Below are 17,953 nucleotides of genomic sequence, written 5' to 3' on the forward strand. Positions count from 1 at the left end.
TTAAAGTACACGCAAACCCATGTTTTTAGGTTAAAATACTATTTAAATTTTCGAATGAGTAAAGGGATAACAAGCCGTAGCGAAGATTATTCGCAATGGTACAACGATCTGGTAATAAAAGCCGATCTAGCAGAATACTCTGCAGTAAGAGGTTGTATGGTGATCAAACCATACGGGTATGCAATCTGGGAGAGAATGCAAGCCGTTCTTGACAAAAGATTTAAAGAAACGGGCCACTCCAATGCCTATTTCCCCTTATTTATCCCCAAATCTTTCTTTTCTAAGGAAGCCTCCCATGTTGAAGGCTTTGCCACTGAATGTGCCGTTGTTACTCACTATAGGTTGAAGAATGATGGTAATGGCAACATTATCGTTGATGAAGATGCTAAACTGGAAGAGGAATTGATCGTTCGTCCAACATCAGAAACCATTATCTGGAATACATACCGCGGATGGATCGAGTCATATCGTGATCTTCCAATCTTGGTAAATCAGTGGGCAAACGTCGTTCGTTGGGAAATGCGTACGCGTTTATTCCTTCGTACAGCAGAATTCCTATGGCAAGAAGGCCATACTGCACACGCGACCAGCGAAGAAGCTATTGCTGAGGCAGAGCAAATGTTGGAAGTTTATGCTGAATTTGCGGAAGGAACCTTAGCGGTTCCAGTGGTTCGTGGAAGGAAAACTGAAAACGAGCGTTTTGCCGGAGCGATCGATACGTTATGTATCGAAGCCTTGATGCAGGATGGTAAAGCTTTGCAAGCAGGGACATCACACTTTTTGGGTCAAAATTTTGCAAAAGCTTTTGATGTGAAGTTTACTTCCAAAGAAGGAAAATTAGATTATGTTTGGGCTACATCTTGGGGAGTATCCACTCGTTTGATGGGTGCTTTGATTATGGCGCATTCTGATGATCAAGGGTTGGTATTGCCTCCGAAATTGGCGCCAACTCAGGTAGTCATCGTCCCAATTTATAAGACCGATGAAGAAAAAGCAAACCTTGATGCTTATGTGGATCAATTGAGTGCCGCTTTGAAGCAATTGGATATCCGTGTGAAATATGATGATCGCGATACACAAAGACCAGGATTCAAATTTGCAGAATGGGAATTGAAAGGCGTGCCTTTGCGCGTAGCTCTAGGTTCTCGTGATATGCAGAATGGTACCGTGGAGCTTGCTCGCCGTGATACACAAACGAAAGAAACTGTTCAGCAAGCTGGATTGCCAGACCGTATTGCGGCCTTGTTGGGAGAAATCCAGGATAACATCTATAATAAGGCATTGACTTTCCGTGATGAACATATCACTGAAGTAAATTCTTATGAGGAATTCAAACAAGTATTGGAAGAAAAAGGTGGATTTATTTCTGCACACTGGGATGGAACGGTAGAGACCGAAAAACGTGTGAAGGAAGAGACCAAAGCAACGATCCGTTGTATTCCTTTGGATGCTAAAGAAGAGGAAGGCGTTTGTATCTTTACAGGTAAACCTTCGAAACAACGTGTTTTATTTGCGAAAGCATATTAATATAATGAAATGAAGAACCTTTTGATATTGGGTTGTGGATGGGTAGGTGAAGAACTTGCTCGTCAGCTCAAAAAGAAAGGTTGGAATCTGTGGGTAACGACCCGTACAGAGGAAAAATACCATCGCTTGCAAGGCGATGGTATTTTTGCGTTTATCCACGACTTTGACAGGGATCTCAACCTGGATCTTCCAGTTGATGTCAGTTTTGATGCGATCGTCAACTCGATTCCAGCCACGCAGAGAAATACGGAGGCAGAAATAGAGCATCGCTTTTCGCATGTTTTCAATATTCTATGTTCCTTAAATTATAAAAAGCATATCTTTTTGAGTTCCGTTGGAGTTTATCCCGATCAGGATGGCAACTTTGATGAAAGCTTTGTGGAAGAAGAATTGATGTCCCCAAAGCTTCGAATGGCTGAAAAGAAAATGATGAGCCTCCCTTATTCATCTACTTTTAGGCTAGGAGGCTTATTTGGGAATGAAAGAATACTGGCTAAATACTTTCAGGATAAGGTGGTGCATATTGGGGGTCAACCTTCAAATTTTATCCATTTGGATGATGTTGTTGGAATCATCGAGCGGAGTCTCGAAATCAATCTGCCAACCGGTTATTATAATCTGGTGGCTCCGGAGCATCCCTTGAAAAAGGAGGTGATCCTGAAAAGCGCCCAGAAATATATGTACAGTTATCCAAGTGCTTTTGAACCGAAGGACAGTTTCCAGAAAGTGGTAAATTCGGATAAGATCATCAATTTGTTGAATTACGAGTTTAAATACCCTTCTCCATTAGATTTTTAATAACTTAGTCCGACTAATACAAAATAATATGAATTACAAATTTGCAACCAAGGCAATTCATGCCGGACAGGAGGCAGATCCTACAACTGGCGCAGTGATGACGCCGATATACCAAACCTCAACTTACCAACAGAAAGCACCGGGTGACCATAAAGGTTATGAATACTCACGTGGTACCAATCCTACCCGTAAGGCACTCGAAGATTGTATCGCAGCGTTGGAAAATGGAAAGTTTGGTTTAGCATTCTCTTCAGGAATGGCCGCAACAGATTGTGTATTGCGCTTATTGCAACCTGGAGATGAGGTGGTAACCGGTGATGATCTATACGGTGGTTCTTACCGTATTTTCACAAAAGTTTATGAGCCCCTTGGAATTACCTTTAAGTTTGTCAATACTTCCGATGTAAAAGCAGTGGAAGATGCTATTTCAGACAAGACAAAATTGATCTGGGTGGAAACTCCAACCAACCCAACCTTGAAATTAGCAGACATCGAAGCTATAGGGAAGATCGCAAAAGCAAAGAAAATCCTTTACGCGGTAGACAATACTTTTGCCTCTCCTTATCTTCAAAACCCATTGGACCTTGGTGCTGACATCGTGATGCACTCAGTAACTAAATATCTTGGTGGTCACTCTGATGTGGTCATGGGAGCTTTGGTGATGAATGATGAAGAGTTGTACAAGAAATTATGGTTTTTCTATAATGCTTGCGGAGGTACTCCAGGACCACAGGATGCATTCTTAGTGCTTCGTGGTATCAAAACTTTGCACCTTCGTATGAAGGCTCATTGTGAGAACGGAAGAAAGGTAGCAGAATATCTAAAGAACCATCCTAAGGTAGAAAAAATCTATTGGCCAGGATTTGAAGACCATCCAGGACATGATGTTGCCAAGAAACAAATGAAGGATTTCGGAGGCATGGTATCTATCGTAATCAAAGGAGCTGATTTGGCGGAAACATTCCGCGTCGCTTCTGGATTCAAGGTATTCACTTTAGCTGAATCATTAGGTGGTGTGGAATCATTGATCAACCACCCTGCAACCATGACCCATGGCTCGATCCCTAAAGAAACTAGAGAAAAAGTAGGTGTAGTGGATAACCTTTTGCGCCTTTCGGTAGGGGTGGAAGATGCTGAAGACCTGATCGCTGATCTGGAACAAGCCTTATCGCGTTAATTTATTGTAATTATTATTTTATTTGCACACAGACTTTTGTACATTTGTGCAGCTTTAATAGGAGATTATCAATTATGGAAAATACAACTGTAGAAAGACCAGCAAAACATACGGACAATAATGCAAACCGTACTGAATATTATGTATCATTAACTATTGCCATCGTTATCGGCTTAGTAGGCGTGTTTATTCGTTTTGTACCGGATGTAATCCCTGCGTTGGATCAATTAGGATCTGTATTCTCATGGATCGCTAACATTGCACTTATCGTTGCTTCTTTCTTAGCATTCAAAGTTGTTTTTGCAATCTTAGGATTCAGCAAAAAGTAATTGCAAGATATACAATACAAAAAGAGAGGGCTAAACATCTGTTTAGCCCTCTCTTTTTGTAGGATTATTAGGGAGTATTTAGTAGTAAGTATTTAGTATTTAGACCTATGGGTATCAGTAGGTAAAGTTAAAGGGGCAATTTTCATTGCCCCTTTATTAATTCTTTTAGAGTCTAAATACTAAATACTAGATACTTTATACTTAAAAATACTAGTTAAAAATCGACCAAGTAGACCAAGGGATTCTTGAAAGGATCAATACCAATCCTAAGATATAGTAAATAAGCACTGTTTTGTTAGCGGCTTTTTGATCTGCTAATTTCTTAGCTTTAGAGTATCCCATTGTAATCAATACTAGACCTAAGATCATCATAATTGGATGTTCCAAGAAGTACAATCTAGCTCCGCTATTTTTCATGTTTTCTCCTGAAAAGCTGCTTAATCCCAGTGGGGATGTAAAGTATAATACCAAACCAATTACCAATTGAAGGTGTCCACTGATTAATCCGATTAAAGCGATCTTACGGTTGTAAGGCTTGTTTCCAGAGTAATTTACCAATGTAATGATGATTGCAATGACCAACGCTATTAACAATACAATAGCTAGGGTTGAGTGTAGATGTTTCATTCCTGTAAGCATAGTTTCAATTATATAATATTCACAAATATACTATTTTGAAAGGCGTTTGTCGCCTAATTCTTTAAACTCTGATTTTGCTTTAAAGTTAGGGAAAATTGTATCCATACTTAAAGTGTAGCCAATATCAAAAAATAATCGGATGTCGGCAATGATTCCATCGAAGTTCCAGTTGTCATTTAGTTCATCAGTCACGGCATGATAGCGGCCTGCTAATGCCTTCTGACGGTTCTTGATAACGGTTGTGTCGGATTCTAAGTAATCCCCACCACTGCCCATGTATAGACCTGGTACACCTACTTTCACAAAGTTGAAATGGTCAGAACGGTAGAATCCACCACCTGTAGCACTTCCTTCTGGTACCATCTTACGGTTAAATTTAGCTGCCGATAGGATGGCATAGTCTTCCAATTCCGTCTGTCCTGTTCCAGTTACACGGAAACCGTTCATGGCACCTACAGGATTGAAGGAGTCCATATTTATATTGGCAACCGTTTTGTTCAATGGGAATACAGGGTTTTCAGCATAATATTGAGAACCTAATAAACCTTGTTCCTCTGCAGTAACCGCTAAGAACACAACTGAACGCTCTGGCTGAACCTTTGCCGCTTTAAAGGCTTTTGCCAATTCAAATAAGGCAGCCACACCTGTAGCATTGTCCATCGCTCCATTGAAAATAGAGTCGCCATTGCTAGCTTCACCAATTCCTAAGTGATCCCAGTGAGCGGTATAGATAATGGTTTCATCAGGCCTTTTAGAACCTTTGATCATCCCTAATACGTTATTGGATTTAGACTCCCTGAAGCTGTTTGCCAATTTAACATTCGTCGTCACATTCAATGGAACGGCCTTAAATCCAGGTTTTTTAGCTTGTTCCATCAGATCTGCATTCAATCCACCCAATTGGAATAGTTTTTTTGCAGTTTCATTGCTTACCCAACCTTGGAATTTGCTCAAGTTGGCACCTTTGTTTTCAGGAACCAATGATAATCTAGGGCCTGTCCAACCACTTCTTACCACATTCCAGCCATAACTCGCAGCTTCAGTTTCATGAACTAACAAGATACCAGCCGCACCTTGACGAGATGCTTCCTCGAATTTGTAGATCCAACGACCGTAATAGGTCATGGTATCAGCTTTGAATAATGTTTTGTCATAGCGACCTGGGTCAGAGACCATCACCACAACGGTTTTGCCTTTTACATCAAGACCTTCATAGTCATTCCATTTATATTCAGGTGCTACGATCCCAAATCCAGCAAATACCAGTTCGGTGTTTTCAACATCGATGGTTTCCGCCATTTGGGGAGTACCGATTACATAGTCATCTAGGTATTGAGCTGTAAGATCGCCGTTTTTACCTTTAAAGGTCAGAGTTGGATTAACAGGTTTAGAGCTGATTTCCACCATCGGCACCTCTTGGAAAAAAGAGTCGCCGTTTCCTGGTTCTAGGCCAAGGGTTTTATATTGTTCTTGAATGTAATTTACAGTGATGGTATCGCCCTTGCTAAAAGGCAGACGACCCATGAATTCATCCGAAGATAGTTTAGCAACATAAGCTTTGTAGCTATCTTCGGTGATCGCAGCAATCGCTGTCGAGTCTAAACTGTTTTTGTCATAGGAAGAACTGTCGCTCCCCGATTTACAAGATGCAAGTCCGAGTAATAAGGCTGCACTAATAAATAGTTTGTTGTTCATCATGATTGTTGATTATCAATTTTAGATTATTTGGTTATTGCAATTTAAGGATTTGATTCCATTTCGACCGGTTTTACCTCAGCAATTGGGTGAAATAGATAAATTCGCTGTGTTTTTACCTCCAGACACTTATATCTTTTCCGCAATCGCTCCAATTTCTGGAAAACCCTTCCGTTTTTGATGCTGAAATAACTGTTGAATTCTATGCTGTCAATCGTTACGGTTTCAAATTCTGATTTATCGTAAGATTTCAAGACCTTATACAGGGTTAGGTCCGTACAACTGGAAGCTGCAGGATTGTTCATGTATTTGATCAATGCCAAATGGATATCTTCTGGAAATAGGTTCAGCTTAATGAATGCATCCATTAAACTCTTGAAGTTGTTTTTCCATTCAGCGCCATGCGGCTTTACCTTGTTCTTATGCTTTTGCCAAGTTTTGAGGTGAGCAAACTCATGGACAGTCGTAATCAAAAAAGAATAGGGGTTCAGATCGTGATTGATGGTGATCTGATGGGGTTCGTTTTTGAAAGGAGAGCGGTAGTCTCCCAGTTTGGATGCTCTAGAACGAGTCACCTTAAACCTACAGGCAGTATCATTGATCCATTCAGAGATGATAGGAGCTGCGGTAGATGGGATGTACTTACTTAACTGTTTGCTAAAATCAGGCATGAAATACAAACATATCAGTTTTTTAGAGATTTCAGAATATTAATGCCTTAATTTTAGCTTGGGATGAGAATTATTTATATTTGATGAGGAACAGCATGTTAGGGATTAAATGGACTATTTCAACATGTTGCTAAAGCACAAAGGAGCGAATGTTAAGCAAACTACAGATAAAAAACTATGCATTGATTGATGCATTGGACATTAATTTCGACGACAAACTCAATATCATAACAGGTGAAACTGGAGCGGGTAAATCCATTATTATGGGTGCTCTAGGTTTAATCCTGGGCAATAGGGCCGAGAGCAAGCATTTCTTCGATGAATCAAGGAAATGTATAATCGAAGGTCACTTCTATATCAAAGACTATAACCTTCAAGATCTTTTCAATTCTTTGGACCTGGACTATGAGGATACCAGTCTGATCCGTAGAGAGCTGCATGCCGATGGCAAATCAAGAGCTTTTGTCAATGATACACCTGTAACCTTGCAAACACTTAAGGTATTAGGGGAGAAGTTGATCGATATCCATTCCCAGCATGCTACATTGCAGATCAATACGGAATCTTTTCAGCTACTGGTCTTGGATACCGTAGCACAAAACCAATCTGTACTCGCTGACTATAAAAAGAAATACCAAGAATATAAACGTACAGTCGCTGAACTCAAGCAATTGGAAGAAGATTTGGCAAAGACCCGGTCGGAATCTGATTATCAGCAATTTGTTTTCAACGAATTGGAACAAGCCAATCTACAAGACCAAGAACAGGAAGGGTTGGAAGCAGAACAATCCCAATTGGAAAATGCCGAAGAAATAAAACGTCATTTTCATGCTGCAAGTTCAGAACTCCAAGATGGTGAAATCAATGTTTTGGACAGCCTTAAGCAAGCTTTGAGCTCTTTACAGAATGGTGCTCGCTATCTACCTTCCTCAGAATCCCTTGTTGATCGCCTGCAAAGCAGTTTGATCGAATTGAAAGATTTGAGTTCTGAAGTGGAGCAGGTAGCAGAGGGCATCAGTATGGATGAAGAGCGCTTGAGCATCGTGAATGAAAGACTGTCTGTTTTGTATGACCTGCAAAAGAAACATCGCGTAGCTACTGTAAAGGAGCTTCTGGAGCTAAAGCAAGACCTCGAAAACAAACTGCAGGCTACCGATTCGCAAGGTGAACAGATTGAAGAATTAAAGGTGAAAATTGACAAGTTGCATCAGGAAATATCCAAATTGGCCGATCAATTGACCAAAAACAGGAGCAAGGCAACTAAGATCGTAGAGAAGGAAGTTCAAGATGTGCTATCCAGAGTTGGTATGCCACATGCTCAATTGAATGTTGAACTCAATCAATTATCGGATTTCAAATCAACTGGTCAAGATGAAGTATCCTTTCTTTTCTCGGCCAACAAAGGTCAAGCATTACAACCTATACACAAGGTAGCCTCAGGCGGTGAACTTTCTAGGGTGATGCTGGCCATTAAATCCTTGGTAGCAAAGACTTCAGCTCTGCCAACTATCATCTTTGATGAAATCGATACAGGTATATCTGGAGAAGTAGCACTCAGGGTAGGGGAATTGATGGAAGAGCTCGCAGACAATATGCAGGTGATCAGTATTACCCACTTGCCGCAGATTGCATCCCAAGGGAATAGCCACTTTAAGGTATATAAAGAAGATAAGGGCGATAAAACCAAATCAAATATTGTATTGATGAATGAGGAGGAGAGGGTCTTGGAAATAGCACAAATGTTGAGCGGAGCCAATCCGGAAGATACGGCAATTCAACATGCCAAAGAAATGTTGAAATAAGAAAAAGGGGGCATGATCAATCATGCCCCTTTTCTATATCTTAGTTACCAACATCTGCATCGGTTAATACAATCTTAACGCGCATAGCTTTTGGAGCTTCATTTAATTTATCCAAATCAACAGCGTTCAAAAAAACCTTTCCTACAGAATATGAGGCGTTATAGCCATGACCAAATAAGCCTTCTGAAGGGATGTTGTGGAATGTTCCAACTTGATCTTCAAACTGAATGGCAACACTAACGTGTCCATCTTCATAATAAACATCATCAAGGTCTGCTACTGGAATTACTGCTTCAAAATTGTTTGCTGAAATTCGTTTCCAGTCACTTGATGCCAATGGGTGATAATAACTTACCCCTGGTAAATAATTTGTCACATATTCCTTTGTACAAGAGCTAAAGCCTACTAAAGAAGCTGTACCAATTGCGAGTGCTAATAAAAGTTTTTTCATGAGTGGTAAAAGTTATTTTGTAAATAATTTCATTCTTCTTTCTTATTCAGACAGATAAACTGTAAGAAAGTTTAAAGAATAAAGCAAAAACATGACCACTTTTTGAAACTTTTCAATAAACAAAGATGTATTTCCTTATTGCTTGATGTTTTTCAGTCGGTTAACCGAAAAGATTTTGATAGCATTTCCTTCCTTGGTCAATAACTTTTCGTCCTTAAAATCGGCCAGCATCCTACTTATGGTCTCGTTTGCCGTACCTGCTAAGGCTGCTAGGTCATCCCTGGAAATCTTGATGGTGACTTCATCCGATTCATTGTCTGATTTCTCTGCAACATTTACCAAAGCATTGGCCACGCGCTTGCGAACAGAATCGTAGGCAAAACCCAACATCTGCTCTTCTTTCTCACGAATGTTCTGTGATAGGACTTTGATCAGTTTGGAGGCAATTCCTGGCTTTTTGTACAAGAGCTCAAAGAAATTATCCTTATGGATCAAGGCAATTTCTGCATCTTCCAACGTGGCTGAATTATCTCCATACTTATCGTTCAATAACACAGATTCTAGTCCGAAGAATTGATTTTCTACATAGATGTTGGTAGATAGTTCCCTGCCGTCCTTATAGTTCAAGAAGCTGCGGACTTTTCCCTTTTTAATATAATATACATAAACTGGAGTGTCTCCAGCTTCGTAAATGGTTTGTTTCTTTTTGATATTCTTGATCCGTCCATGATCTGCAAGATCCTGTAACAGATAAGCCTGTTCCTGTTCATCAAGCCTTAGGCTTTCCATATTAGGCGCAGTCTTAGATTGTAATTGAGCCCTTTTTTTGAAACGACTTTCTATGGCATTGAGCAATTCCATGTCATCAAATGGTTTGGTCAGGTAATCATCTGCCCCCATTTCCATGGCCTTGCGCAAGTCTGCTTTCTCAGTTTTGGCAGTAAGGAAAATAAATGGGATCTGTTGTGTGTTTTCATGTTTGCTCAACATATACAAAACCCCATATCCATCCAGTTCAGGCATCATGATATCACAAAGAATGAGATCTGGCTTATGTTTAATGGCCATATCTACTCCAGTTTTACCTTCTTCAGCTACCAATACGGAATACTCCCCGGTTAATTCCAATATTTCCGCTGTGCTTTCGCGAATGTCACTATTGTCTTCGATTATTAATATTTTCCTCTTTTCCATTATTCTTGGATAAAAAACATCTTAAAAATTGCTCCTTGATTTACTTCCGACCAATATTCCAAACGTCCTCCCATCAATTCAACATATCGCTTCACAATATTCAAACCCAATCCAGTTCCTGGAATGCTGCCCGTGTTATTGGCACGGAAGAAAGGCTCAAATAGACTCTTCTGTTCTTCCAGCGGGATACCGATCCCATTATCTTTCACCGTGACCAACAGCTGGTTTCTGCCGATCTGGGTGTTGAACTCAATAAAAGTATCTTCACCTGAATATTTAATGGCATTAGAAACCAAGTTGATGATACTGTTCTTCAAAAGATTGGGGTCGATGACAAAGTCAGATTCCTCACCGGTATGCTGATATAAAATATGTTGGTTTTTCTTACAGATCAACTGCATCTCCTCGGCAATCTCCTCACCAAGGTGTACTATGTTGGTATGCGATTTATTTACCATGACAACTCCCGCCTCAAGTTTTTCAAGGTTAAGGAAGTCATTTAATATCGTGTTCAATAATTGTACAGAACCTTTGATTCGGTTTGTATGTTTCTCAATTGGGCCATATTCCTGCTTCTCTACATAGCGATCGATCAATGATGCTGAAAGTTGGACCGAACTCAGGGGAGTCCTGAACTCATGAGAGGCCATGGATACAAACCTAGATTTCAACTGACTCAATTCTTTTTCCTTTTCCAAGGAAACACTGACATCAGCTTTTGCTCTCTCAAGCTCTGAAACCAGTTTGATCAGATCCTTAGTCCTTTCCCTCACTTTTAGCTCCAGCTCTTGGGTATGTTTCTTCAACTCATTTTGAGCCTGTTTCTCCTTGGTCAGATCGTGGATAAAGCCCGTAAATATTTTACGGTCTTTATAGAACACTTCGCTGACAGCTAAGCGAAAAGGAAAGGTGGAACCATCTTTTTTCAGACCTCTTACTTCGCGCCCAATTCCGATAATTCGTTTTTTACCAGTTTCTTCATAATTGGCAATGTAACGGTCATGGTTAGAACGGTCAGGTTCAGGCATCAATACCGAAATATTTCTGCCCACAACCTCCTCAGCTCTATACCCAAACAGCTCTAGGGCCGCAGGGTTGATGCTCTCTACAATTCCGTGATTATCGATCGTAATGATGCCATCAATGGCATTTTCGATGATCGCTTCTAATAGCCTAGCTGATTCCAACACGTTTTTATTTTACTAATTTTTTGTATTTGATTCGTTTCGGACCAATATCGCCTAAACGTTTCTTACGGTTCTCCTCGTATTCTGTATAGTTACCTTCAAAGAAATAAACCTGTGAATCTCCTTCAAAAGCTAAGATATGGGTACAGATCCTGTTCAGGAACCAACGGTCGTGGGAAATAATTACCGCACATCCTCCAAAGTTCTCAAGACCTTCTTCCAAAGCACGTAAGGTATTTACGTCGATATCGTTGGTAGGCTCATCCAGTAACAATACGTTAGAACCTTTTTTCAAAGTAATGGCTAAATGTACTCGATTTCGCTCTCCACCTGATAAAACACCAACTTTCTTCTGTTGGTCAGCACCATTGAAATTGAATTTGGATACATAAGCCCTAGAATTCATCGATTTGTTACCCAACATGATGTTCTCATTGCCGCCTGTGATATTTTCCCATACGGTTTTATTAGGGTCAAGGTCATCGTGCATCTGGTCAACATATCCCAACGAAACGGTTTCACCAACCTTAAATGTTCCGGTATCTGCCTGTTCTTGACCAGTGATCAAACGGAATAAAGTAGTCTTACCCGCACCGTTTGGACCAATGATTCCCACGATCCCTGCCGGAGGTAAGGAGAAGCTTAAGTCTTCGAATAAAATTCTATCCCCGTAAGACTTGCTAATCTTGTCTGCTTCAATGACCACATTACCCAAACGAGGTCCTGGTGGAATGAATAACTCTAGTTTTTCTTCGCGTTCCTTCGTTTCCTCTGATGCTAATTTCTCATAGTTATGCAAACGGGCCTTTGATTTGGCATGTCTCGCTTTCGGAGCCATCCTTACCCATTCTAACTCACGCTCTAATGTTTTCTGACGCTTGCTTTCGGTTTTCTCCTCTTGAGCTAAACGTTTAGCCTTTTGGTCCAACCAAGAAGAATAGTTTCCTTTCCATGGAATACCTTCTCCACGGTCAAGTTCCAAGATCCAGCCCGCAACGTTATCCAAGAAATAACGGTCGTGGGTTACGGCGATAACCGTTCCTTTATATTGTTGCAAGTGTTGCTCTAACCAATCGATGGACTCAGCATCCAAGTGGTTGGTAGGCTCATCTAATAATAAAACGTCAGGTTCTTGTAATAATAGTCTGCACATGGCCACCCTTCTTCGCTCTCCTCCTGACAAATTGGCAATTAAAGCGTCAGGCTCTGGACAGCGCAAAGCATCCATGGCGCGCTCCAATTTGCTGTCCAATTCCCATGCATTTGTGGCGTCTATAATATCTTGTAACTCACCTTGTCTAGCCAAAAGTTTATCCATCTCATCAGGATTTTCATAAACTTCAGGAAGACCGAATTTCTCATTGATTTCCTCGTATTCTTTTAAGATCGAAGCAGTCTCGGCAACTCCCTCTTCTACAATCTCTTTAACGGTCTTTGTAGGGTCCAATTCAGGCTCCTGAGCCAAATAACCCACAGAATAACCTGGTGAGAATACAACCTCACCTTGGTAGGATTTATCTAGTCCCGCAATGATCTTCAATAAGGAAGATTTACCGGAACCATTTAAACCAATTACACCGATTTTCGCTCCATAGAAGAAAGAAAGGTAAATGTTCTTAAGTACTTGTTTGGATGGGGGATAAATTTTGTTTACCCCAGCCATTGAGAAGATAATTTTTTCGTCAGACATAGGTGCTTTGAAATTTTCTTTTATGTTTTTACACAAAGATAATGTAATTACTGACAAATTGATAGTTTTCGCTTGGTGGCGCAATTGTTGATAAAAAATATTTATAACAAATGGGTGTGATTTGTATTTTTAGTACATTTATACTGTTGATCACCCGAATTTAATTGAGAAAGGAATTTAATGGAAGCAAAATTTTCACCCCGAGTTAAAGATGTTATATCATATAGTCGTGAGGAGGCTCTTCGCTTACGTCACGATTATATCGGTACCGAACATCTATTGCTAGGATTAATACGTGAGGGCGATGGAGTGGCAATTAAGATATTGAAGAATATCGGCGTTGACATGGGCGCAGTCCGCCAATCAGTGGAGGATGCTGTGAAAGGTTCTTCCGTTTCACGCTCTCCAATTAGTAATATGCCGCTAACTAAACAAGCCGAAAAGGTCTTGAAGATTACTTATTTGGAAGCTAAAATTTTTAAGAGTGATATCATCGGGACTGAACATCTCCTGTTAGCTATATTACGTGATGAAGAAAACATCGCATCACAGATCTTACAGCAATTCAATGTTTCATATAACGTATTCAAAACCGAAGTCGAACAGAATGCCACCGGCATCACTGATGAAGCTTCCAGTACGCCTCCAGGAGGCGACGAAGAATACGCTGATGAAGATTCACAGTTCTCTTCACCTAAAAAAGTATCTGATATCAAGTCTAAAACCCCTGTTCTAGACAACTTCGGACGCGACCTGACGAAAGCCGCAGAAGAAGGTAAATTGGATCCTATTGTAGGTCGTGAGAAAGAAATTGAAAGGGTTTCGCAGATTCTTTCCCGTAGGAAGAAAAACAACCCTATTCTAATCGGTGAACCTGGTGTCGGTAAATCAGCCATCGCTGAAGGCCTAGCACTGCGTATCATCCAAAGGAAAGTATCTAGAGTACTCTTCAACAAACGTGTAGTTACCTTAGACTTAGCATCGCTAGTAGCTGGTACCAAGTACAGAGGTCAGTTTGAAGAACGTATGAAAGCGGTCATGAATGAGTTGGAAAAATCGCCTGATGTAATCTTGTTTATCGACGAGATCCACACCATAGTTGGTGCAGGTGGTGCTTCTGGTTCTTTGGATGCTTCAAATATGTTCAAACCTGCCTTGGCACGTGGAGAGATCCAATGTATCGGTGCTACTACACTGGATGAGTACCGCCAGTACATTGAGAAAGATGGTGCTTTGGACCGTCGTTTCCAAAAAGTAACCGTAGAACCTACTTCTATCGACGATACGATCGAAATCTTGAACCGTATCAAAGATAAATATGAGGAACACCACAATGTTACTTATACCCCAGAAGCTATTGATGCCTGTGTGTCATTGACCACAAGATATATCACGGATAGATTCTTGCCAGATAAAGCTATCGATGCTTTAGACGAGTCGGGATCACGTGTACACTTGAACAATATCCATGTTCCTCAATCCATCATCGATATCGAAGAGAAAATCGAGGAAGTTAAAGTGGAGAAAAACAAGGTTGTCCGCAGTCAGAAATATGAAGAAGCTGCCAAACTTCGTGATACTGAAAAGAAATTGATCGAAGAATTGGAGAAAGAAAAAGCCGCTTGGGAAGCAGAAACCAAAACAAAACGCTATACAGTTACGGAAGATAATGTAGCTGAAGTTGTGTCGATGATGACTGGTATCCCAGTGCAACGTGTTAGCCAATCGGATAGCCAGAAACTATTGAACATGGGTGAATCCATGAAAGGTAGGATCATTGGTCAGGACGATGCCGTACAGAAATTGGTGAAAGCCATCCAACGTACTCGTGCAGGATTGAAAGATCCTAAGAAACCTATCGGTTCCTTTATCTTCTTAGGTCCTACAGGTGTTGGTAAAACTGAATTGGCAAAAGAGTTAGCTCGCTTCATGTTTGATTCTGAAGATGCTTTGATCCAGATCGATATGAGTGAGTACATGGAGAAATTTGCCGTGTCTCGCTTAGTCGGAGCGCCTCCAGGATACGTAGGTTATGAAGAAGGTGGTCAGTTGACCGAAAAGGTTCGCCGTAAACCATATGCTGTTGTCTTATTGGATGAGATTGAAAAAGCTCACCCTGATGTATTCAACTTGTTGTTGCAAGTATTGGATGAAGGTCAGTTGACAGATAGCCTTGGTCGTAAGGTAGACTTTAGAAACACCATCATCATTATGACTTCAAACATCGGTGCCCGTCAATTGAAAGAGTTTGGTCAAGGGGTAGGATTTACTACAGCTGCCAAAGAAAATCAAGCAGACTCGCATTCAAGAGGGGTTATCGAAACTGCATTAAAACGTGCATTCGCCCCTGAGTTCTTGAACCGTATCGATGATGTAATCGTGTTTAACTCATTGACAAAAGACCATATCTTCAAGATCATTGATATCGAATTGAGATCTTTATTTGCTCGTATCGAAGGTTTAGGTCATAAAATTAACTTGACTGAAGCTGCCAAAAACTACATTGCTGAAAAAGGATATGACAGCAACTTTGGCGCTAGACCATTGAAACGTGCAATCCAAAAGTATCTTGAAGATCCAATCGCCGAAGAGATCCTGAAAGGTGAACTTAAGACCGGTGAGACTATCTTGGTAGATTATGATGATGAAAAGAAAGATATCGTAGTTTCTTCTGCAAAGAATGAAAAGGACGATGACTCTTCTCTTGCTTCTGATGTCAAAAACAACAAGAAAAAAGATTAATAGAAAATATATCCAATATGGCGGCCTGAAAGCAATTTTAGGCCGCTTTTTTATATAATTATCTGCTGATTTTACTCCTTTTTACAACCAAAATTATAATTAGAGGTCAAAATTCCTAGCTCATGGACCTTCCTCCTGCCAAAATCCTTCCGGCGAATTCCTTTGCAAACATGATTTATATCACTTTCTGTCATGATGCAGTGCATTCGTTTCTGCGGGCCTAAACGCTAATTTTGGAACAATAACTACTTTACTTAAGGGATGAGAGTGATTGCATATAACATTTTGGGACCTGAGAAGGAGCACCTCGCCAAGGCAAATGGTAAGGTACATGATTTGACTTTGATATCAAACGAGTTGAATTTTAGTACCATGCACTATGCCATAGGCAAAGAGGCTGTCATCATCTCTGATCGTGATGTGTTGGATAGAGTAATGTTATTTGAACTCTATAAAATTGGGATTAGAAATATTATCACCCGTTCAAGATCCACTGACCATATTGACCTAGATTATGCCGGAGAATTGAAAATACACGTTGCAAACGTCCCATTCGATAACTCCCTTGAAGGAATTGCCAAGCAGACCATCATGAACCTTACCCAATGGATGGTAGGAGGTTGTACGGGAGAGGCTTGTCAATGTAGAATGGAATGCAATAAAAAGGTTAAATATAGACGATATGGAAACGGAGATTCTAAACAAACTGATCAACAAATATAACGTAGCGGCACCTCGCTATACCAGTTATCCAACAGTACCTTTCTGGGAAAACGAACGTTTTAATGAAGCCGATTGGCGCCAAAGAGTGGCTTTGAACTTTAACAAGTCCAAAGATCAGGGAATCAGCATTTATGTGCACCTGCCATTCTGCGAAAGCCTTTGTACCTACTGCGGATGTAATACCCGTATTACCAAAAACCACCAAGTCGAAGATCCTTATATTACCTCCCTTCTCAAAGAATGGCAGATGTACAAAGATATCTTGAAGGAAGATAACCTTAAGATCGCAGAAATTCACCTAGGTGGTGGAACTCCGACCTTCTTTACGCCAGAAAACCTGCACCGCTTGATCGCAGGTCTCTTGGAAGGGAACGAAAAAACGCAAGATGCCTCTTTCTCATTCGAGGCCCATCCTGCAAATACTACTTACGATCATTTAAAGACCCTTTATGATTTGGGATTTAAGAGATTGAGCTTGGGTATCCAAGATTTCGATGAAAAAGTCCAATTTATTATCAATAGACATCAAACTGTGGAAGATGTAGACCGTGTCATGAAAGATGCTAGAGGTCTTGGTTACGAATCCATCAACTTTGATTTGATTTATGGCTTGCCTTTACAGACGGCAGAATCCGTGCGCATGACCATAGAGCATTCCATGAAATTAAATCCTGACCGGATTTCCTTCTATAGTTACGCCCATGTGCCTTGGATCAAACCTGGTCAACGCCGATTTACTGAGCATGACCTTCCCGTGGGAGAAGAAAAATTAAATCTATATAAACTGGGAAAACAGATGATCCAGGAAAGTGGTTATAAAGATGTAGGTATGGACCACTTCGCCAAAACGGATGATGCCCTTTATATCGCTTCCCTTGATGGAACCCTTCACCGTAACTTCATGGGGTATGCAGATCGCTATACACCCTTGTTGATCGGTCTGGGTGTGTCTTCCATCAGTGATGCCTGGACAGCATTCGCCCAAAACGTCAAAACCGTTGAGGAATACCATAAACTCATAGGCGAAGGCATTTTGCCGGTCGTGAAAGGTCATATCCTAAATGATGAAGATCTGATCATCAGAGAATATATCCTGGATATGATGTGCCGTGGTAAAGTTCAGCTGAAAGAAGGTTTTGCCCTAAATGAAAAAATCATCGAACGCCTACAACCTTTGGTCGCAGATGAATTGGTGAGTGTAGATCAGGATATCGTTCAGATCAGTGAACTAGGGAAATCATTCCTGCGCAATGTCTGCATGGCATTTGATGAACGCCTGCAAAAAACAAAAGAAAGAGACAATTTATTCAGTCAAGCTATTTAACCTT

At 40.6% G+C, this 17,953-nt stretch carries 15 protein-coding genes; 8 read left to right on the forward strand and 7 right to left on the reverse strand.

The window, feature by feature from the left end:
- Nucleotides 1-54 precede the first annotated feature (54 nt).
- From proS to NLF99_RS17865, 4 genes are all read left to right on the forward strand, one after another.
- Nucleotides 55-1,527 carry a proline--tRNA ligase gene (gene proS, locus NLF99_RS17850; RefSeq protein WP_185210405.1) on the forward strand — a complete coding sequence of 491 codons (1,473 nt, stop codon included), beginning with the start codon at nucleotides 55-57 and terminating at the stop codon, nucleotides 1,525-1,527.
- Between the two features lie 9 nt (nucleotides 1,528-1,536).
- A complete protein-coding gene (locus NLF99_RS17855; protein WP_254529889.1) occupies nucleotides 1,537-2,325 on the forward strand; it encodes an NAD-dependent epimerase/dehydratase family protein in 789 nt (262 codons plus the stop codon).
- Between the two features lie 28 nt (nucleotides 2,326-2,353).
- Nucleotides 2,354-3,502 (forward strand): cystathionine gamma-synthase, encoded by a 1,149-nt coding sequence (locus tag NLF99_RS17860; RefSeq protein ID WP_185210403.1) that lies wholly within the window; start codon nucleotides 2,354-2,356, stop codon nucleotides 3,500-3,502.
- Between the two features lie 74 nt (nucleotides 3,503-3,576).
- Nucleotides 3,577-3,831: a hypothetical protein gene (locus NLF99_RS17865; RefSeq protein ID WP_093099024.1), complete on the forward strand. Its 255-nt coding sequence runs from the start codon at nucleotides 3,577-3,579 to the stop codon at nucleotides 3,829-3,831.
- Nucleotides 3,832-4,041: 210 nt separating this feature from the next.
- Here the strand turns inward: NLF99_RS17865 and NLF99_RS17870 are convergent, their stop codons facing one another.
- Genes NLF99_RS17870 through NLF99_RS17880 form a run of 3 tightly spaced genes read right to left on the reverse strand, consistent with a single transcriptional unit; the run spans nucleotide 4,042 to nucleotide 6,836 of the window.
- Entirely contained in the window at nucleotides 4,042-4,458 is a 417-nt protein-coding gene (locus NLF99_RS17870; RefSeq protein ID WP_214648495.1) for a hypothetical protein, read from the reverse strand.
- A 42-nt stretch (nucleotides 4,459-4,500) separates the two neighbouring features.
- Nucleotides 4,501-6,168 carry a M28 family metallopeptidase gene (locus NLF99_RS17875; RefSeq protein WP_254529891.1) on the reverse strand — a complete coding sequence of 556 codons (1,668 nt, stop codon included), beginning with the start codon at nucleotides 6,166-6,168 and terminating at the stop codon, nucleotides 4,501-4,503.
- 41 nt (nucleotides 6,169-6,209) lie between these two features.
- The gene (locus NLF99_RS17880; RefSeq protein WP_254529893.1) at nucleotides 6,210-6,836 is read right to left on the reverse strand and encodes a SprT-like domain-containing protein; all 627 of its coding nucleotides are present in this window, start codon (nucleotides 6,834-6,836) and stop codon (nucleotides 6,210-6,212) included.
- Between the two features lie 149 nt (nucleotides 6,837-6,985).
- Here NLF99_RS17880 and recN point away from each other — a divergent pair, with 149 nt between their 5' ends.
- The gene (gene recN, locus NLF99_RS17885; RefSeq protein WP_254529895.1) at nucleotides 6,986-8,638 is read left to right on the forward strand and encodes a DNA repair protein RecN; all 1,653 of its coding nucleotides are present in this window, start codon (nucleotides 6,986-6,988) and stop codon (nucleotides 8,636-8,638) included.
- A 40-nt stretch (nucleotides 8,639-8,678) separates the two neighbouring features.
- On the opposite strand, the gene NLF99_RS17890 is transcribed toward recN, so the two are convergent.
- The 4 genes from NLF99_RS17890 to ettA all read right to left on the reverse strand — a co-directional run bounded on the left by NLF99_RS17890 (nucleotide 8,679) and on the right by ettA (nucleotide 13,160).
- Complete coding sequence (locus NLF99_RS17890) at nucleotides 8,679-9,089, reverse strand: hypothetical protein (RefSeq protein WP_185210399.1); 411 nt, start codon at nucleotides 9,087-9,089, stop codon at nucleotides 8,679-8,681.
- A 135-nt stretch (nucleotides 9,090-9,224) separates the two neighbouring features.
- Nucleotides 9,225-10,283: a response regulator gene (locus NLF99_RS17895; RefSeq protein ID WP_185210398.1), complete on the reverse strand. Its 1,059-nt coding sequence runs from the start codon at nucleotides 10,281-10,283 to the stop codon at nucleotides 9,225-9,227.
- Nucleotides 10,283-11,470 carry a PAS domain-containing sensor histidine kinase gene (locus NLF99_RS17900; protein ID WP_185211424.1) on the reverse strand — a complete coding sequence of 396 codons (1,188 nt, stop codon included), beginning with the start codon at nucleotides 11,468-11,470 and terminating at the stop codon, nucleotides 10,283-10,285. Before NLF99_RS17900 ends, NLF99_RS17895 begins: the two co-directional genes overlap by 1 nt.
- A gap of 7 nt (nucleotides 11,471-11,477) precedes the next feature.
- Nucleotides 11,478-13,160, reverse strand: coding sequence for an energy-dependent translational throttle protein EttA (gene ettA / locus NLF99_RS17905; RefSeq protein WP_254529897.1), 1,683 nt, complete (start codon nucleotides 13,158-13,160; stop codon nucleotides 11,478-11,480).
- A gap of 180 nt (nucleotides 13,161-13,340) precedes the next feature.
- Between ettA and NLF99_RS17910 the strand changes: the two genes are divergently transcribed.
- The 3 genes from NLF99_RS17910 to hemN all read left to right on the forward strand — a co-directional run bounded on the left by NLF99_RS17910 (nucleotide 13,341) and on the right by hemN (nucleotide 17,949).
- On the forward strand, nucleotides 13,341-15,902 hold the full coding sequence (locus NLF99_RS17910) for an ATP-dependent Clp protease ATP-binding subunit (protein WP_185210396.1): 2,562 nt from the start codon (nucleotides 13,341-13,343) through the stop codon (nucleotides 15,900-15,902).
- 261 nt (nucleotides 15,903-16,163) lie between these two features.
- Nucleotides 16,164-16,625 (forward strand): lactate dehydrogenase, encoded by a 462-nt coding sequence (locus NLF99_RS17915; protein ID WP_185210395.1) that lies wholly within the window; start codon nucleotides 16,164-16,166, stop codon nucleotides 16,623-16,625.
- On the forward strand, nucleotides 16,585-17,949 hold the full coding sequence (gene hemN / locus NLF99_RS17920) for an oxygen-independent coproporphyrinogen III oxidase (protein WP_254529899.1): 1,365 nt from the start codon (nucleotides 16,585-16,587) through the stop codon (nucleotides 17,947-17,949). The genes NLF99_RS17915 and hemN overlap by 41 nt, the downstream gene beginning before the upstream one ends.
- Nucleotides 17,950-17,953 lie beyond the last annotated feature (4 nt).

Origin of the sequence: Sphingobacterium sp. LZ11T8, assembly GCF_024261425.1 — a bacterium.
Lineage (GTDB): Bacteria > Bacteroidota > Bacteroidia > Sphingobacteriales > Sphingobacteriaceae > Sphingobacterium.

Excerpts from the sequence above, each read along its gene's own strand:
- proS (WP_185210405.1), top strand. The coding sequence starts at position 55 with ATGAGTAAAGGGATAACAAGCCGTAGCGAAGATTATTCGCAATGGTAC.
- NLF99_RS17855 (WP_254529889.1), top strand. The coding sequence starts at position 1,537 with ATGAAGAACCTTTTGATATTGGGTTGTGGATGGGTAGGTGAAGAACTT.
- NLF99_RS17860 (WP_185210403.1), top strand. The coding sequence starts at position 2,354 with ATGAATTACAAATTTGCAACCAAGGCAATTCATGCCGGACAGGAGGCA.
- NLF99_RS17865 (WP_093099024.1), top strand. The coding sequence starts at position 3,577 with ATGGAAAATACAACTGTAGAAAGACCAGCAAAACATACGGACAATAAT.
- NLF99_RS17870 (WP_214648495.1), bottom strand. The coding sequence starts at position 4,458 with ATGAAACATCTACACTCAACCCTAGCTATTGTATTGTTAATAGCGTTG.
- NLF99_RS17875 (WP_254529891.1), bottom strand. The coding sequence starts at position 6,168 with ATGATGAACAACAAACTATTTATTAGTGCAGCCTTATTACTCGGACTT.
- NLF99_RS17880 (WP_254529893.1), bottom strand. The coding sequence starts at position 6,836 with ATGCCTGATTTTAGCAAACAGTTAAGTAAGTACATCCCATCTACCGCA.
- recN (WP_254529895.1), top strand. The coding sequence starts at position 6,986 with ATGTTAAGCAAACTACAGATAAAAAACTATGCATTGATTGATGCATTG.
- NLF99_RS17890 (WP_185210399.1), bottom strand. The coding sequence starts at position 9,089 with ATGAAAAAACTTTTATTAGCACTCGCAATTGGTACAGCTTCTTTAGTA.
- NLF99_RS17895 (WP_185210398.1), bottom strand. The coding sequence starts at position 10,283 with ATGGAAAAGAGGAAAATATTAATAATCGAAGACAATAGTGACATTCGC.
- ettA (WP_254529897.1), bottom strand. The coding sequence starts at position 13,160 with ATGTCTGACGAAAAAATTATCTTCTCAATGGCTGGGGTAAACAAAATT.
- NLF99_RS17910 (WP_185210396.1), top strand. The coding sequence starts at position 13,341 with ATGGAAGCAAAATTTTCACCCCGAGTTAAAGATGTTATATCATATAGT.
- NLF99_RS17915 (WP_185210395.1), top strand. The coding sequence starts at position 16,164 with ATGAGAGTGATTGCATATAACATTTTGGGACCTGAGAAGGAGCACCTC.
- hemN (WP_254529899.1), top strand. The coding sequence starts at position 16,585 with ATGGAAACGGAGATTCTAAACAAACTGATCAACAAATATAACGTAGCG.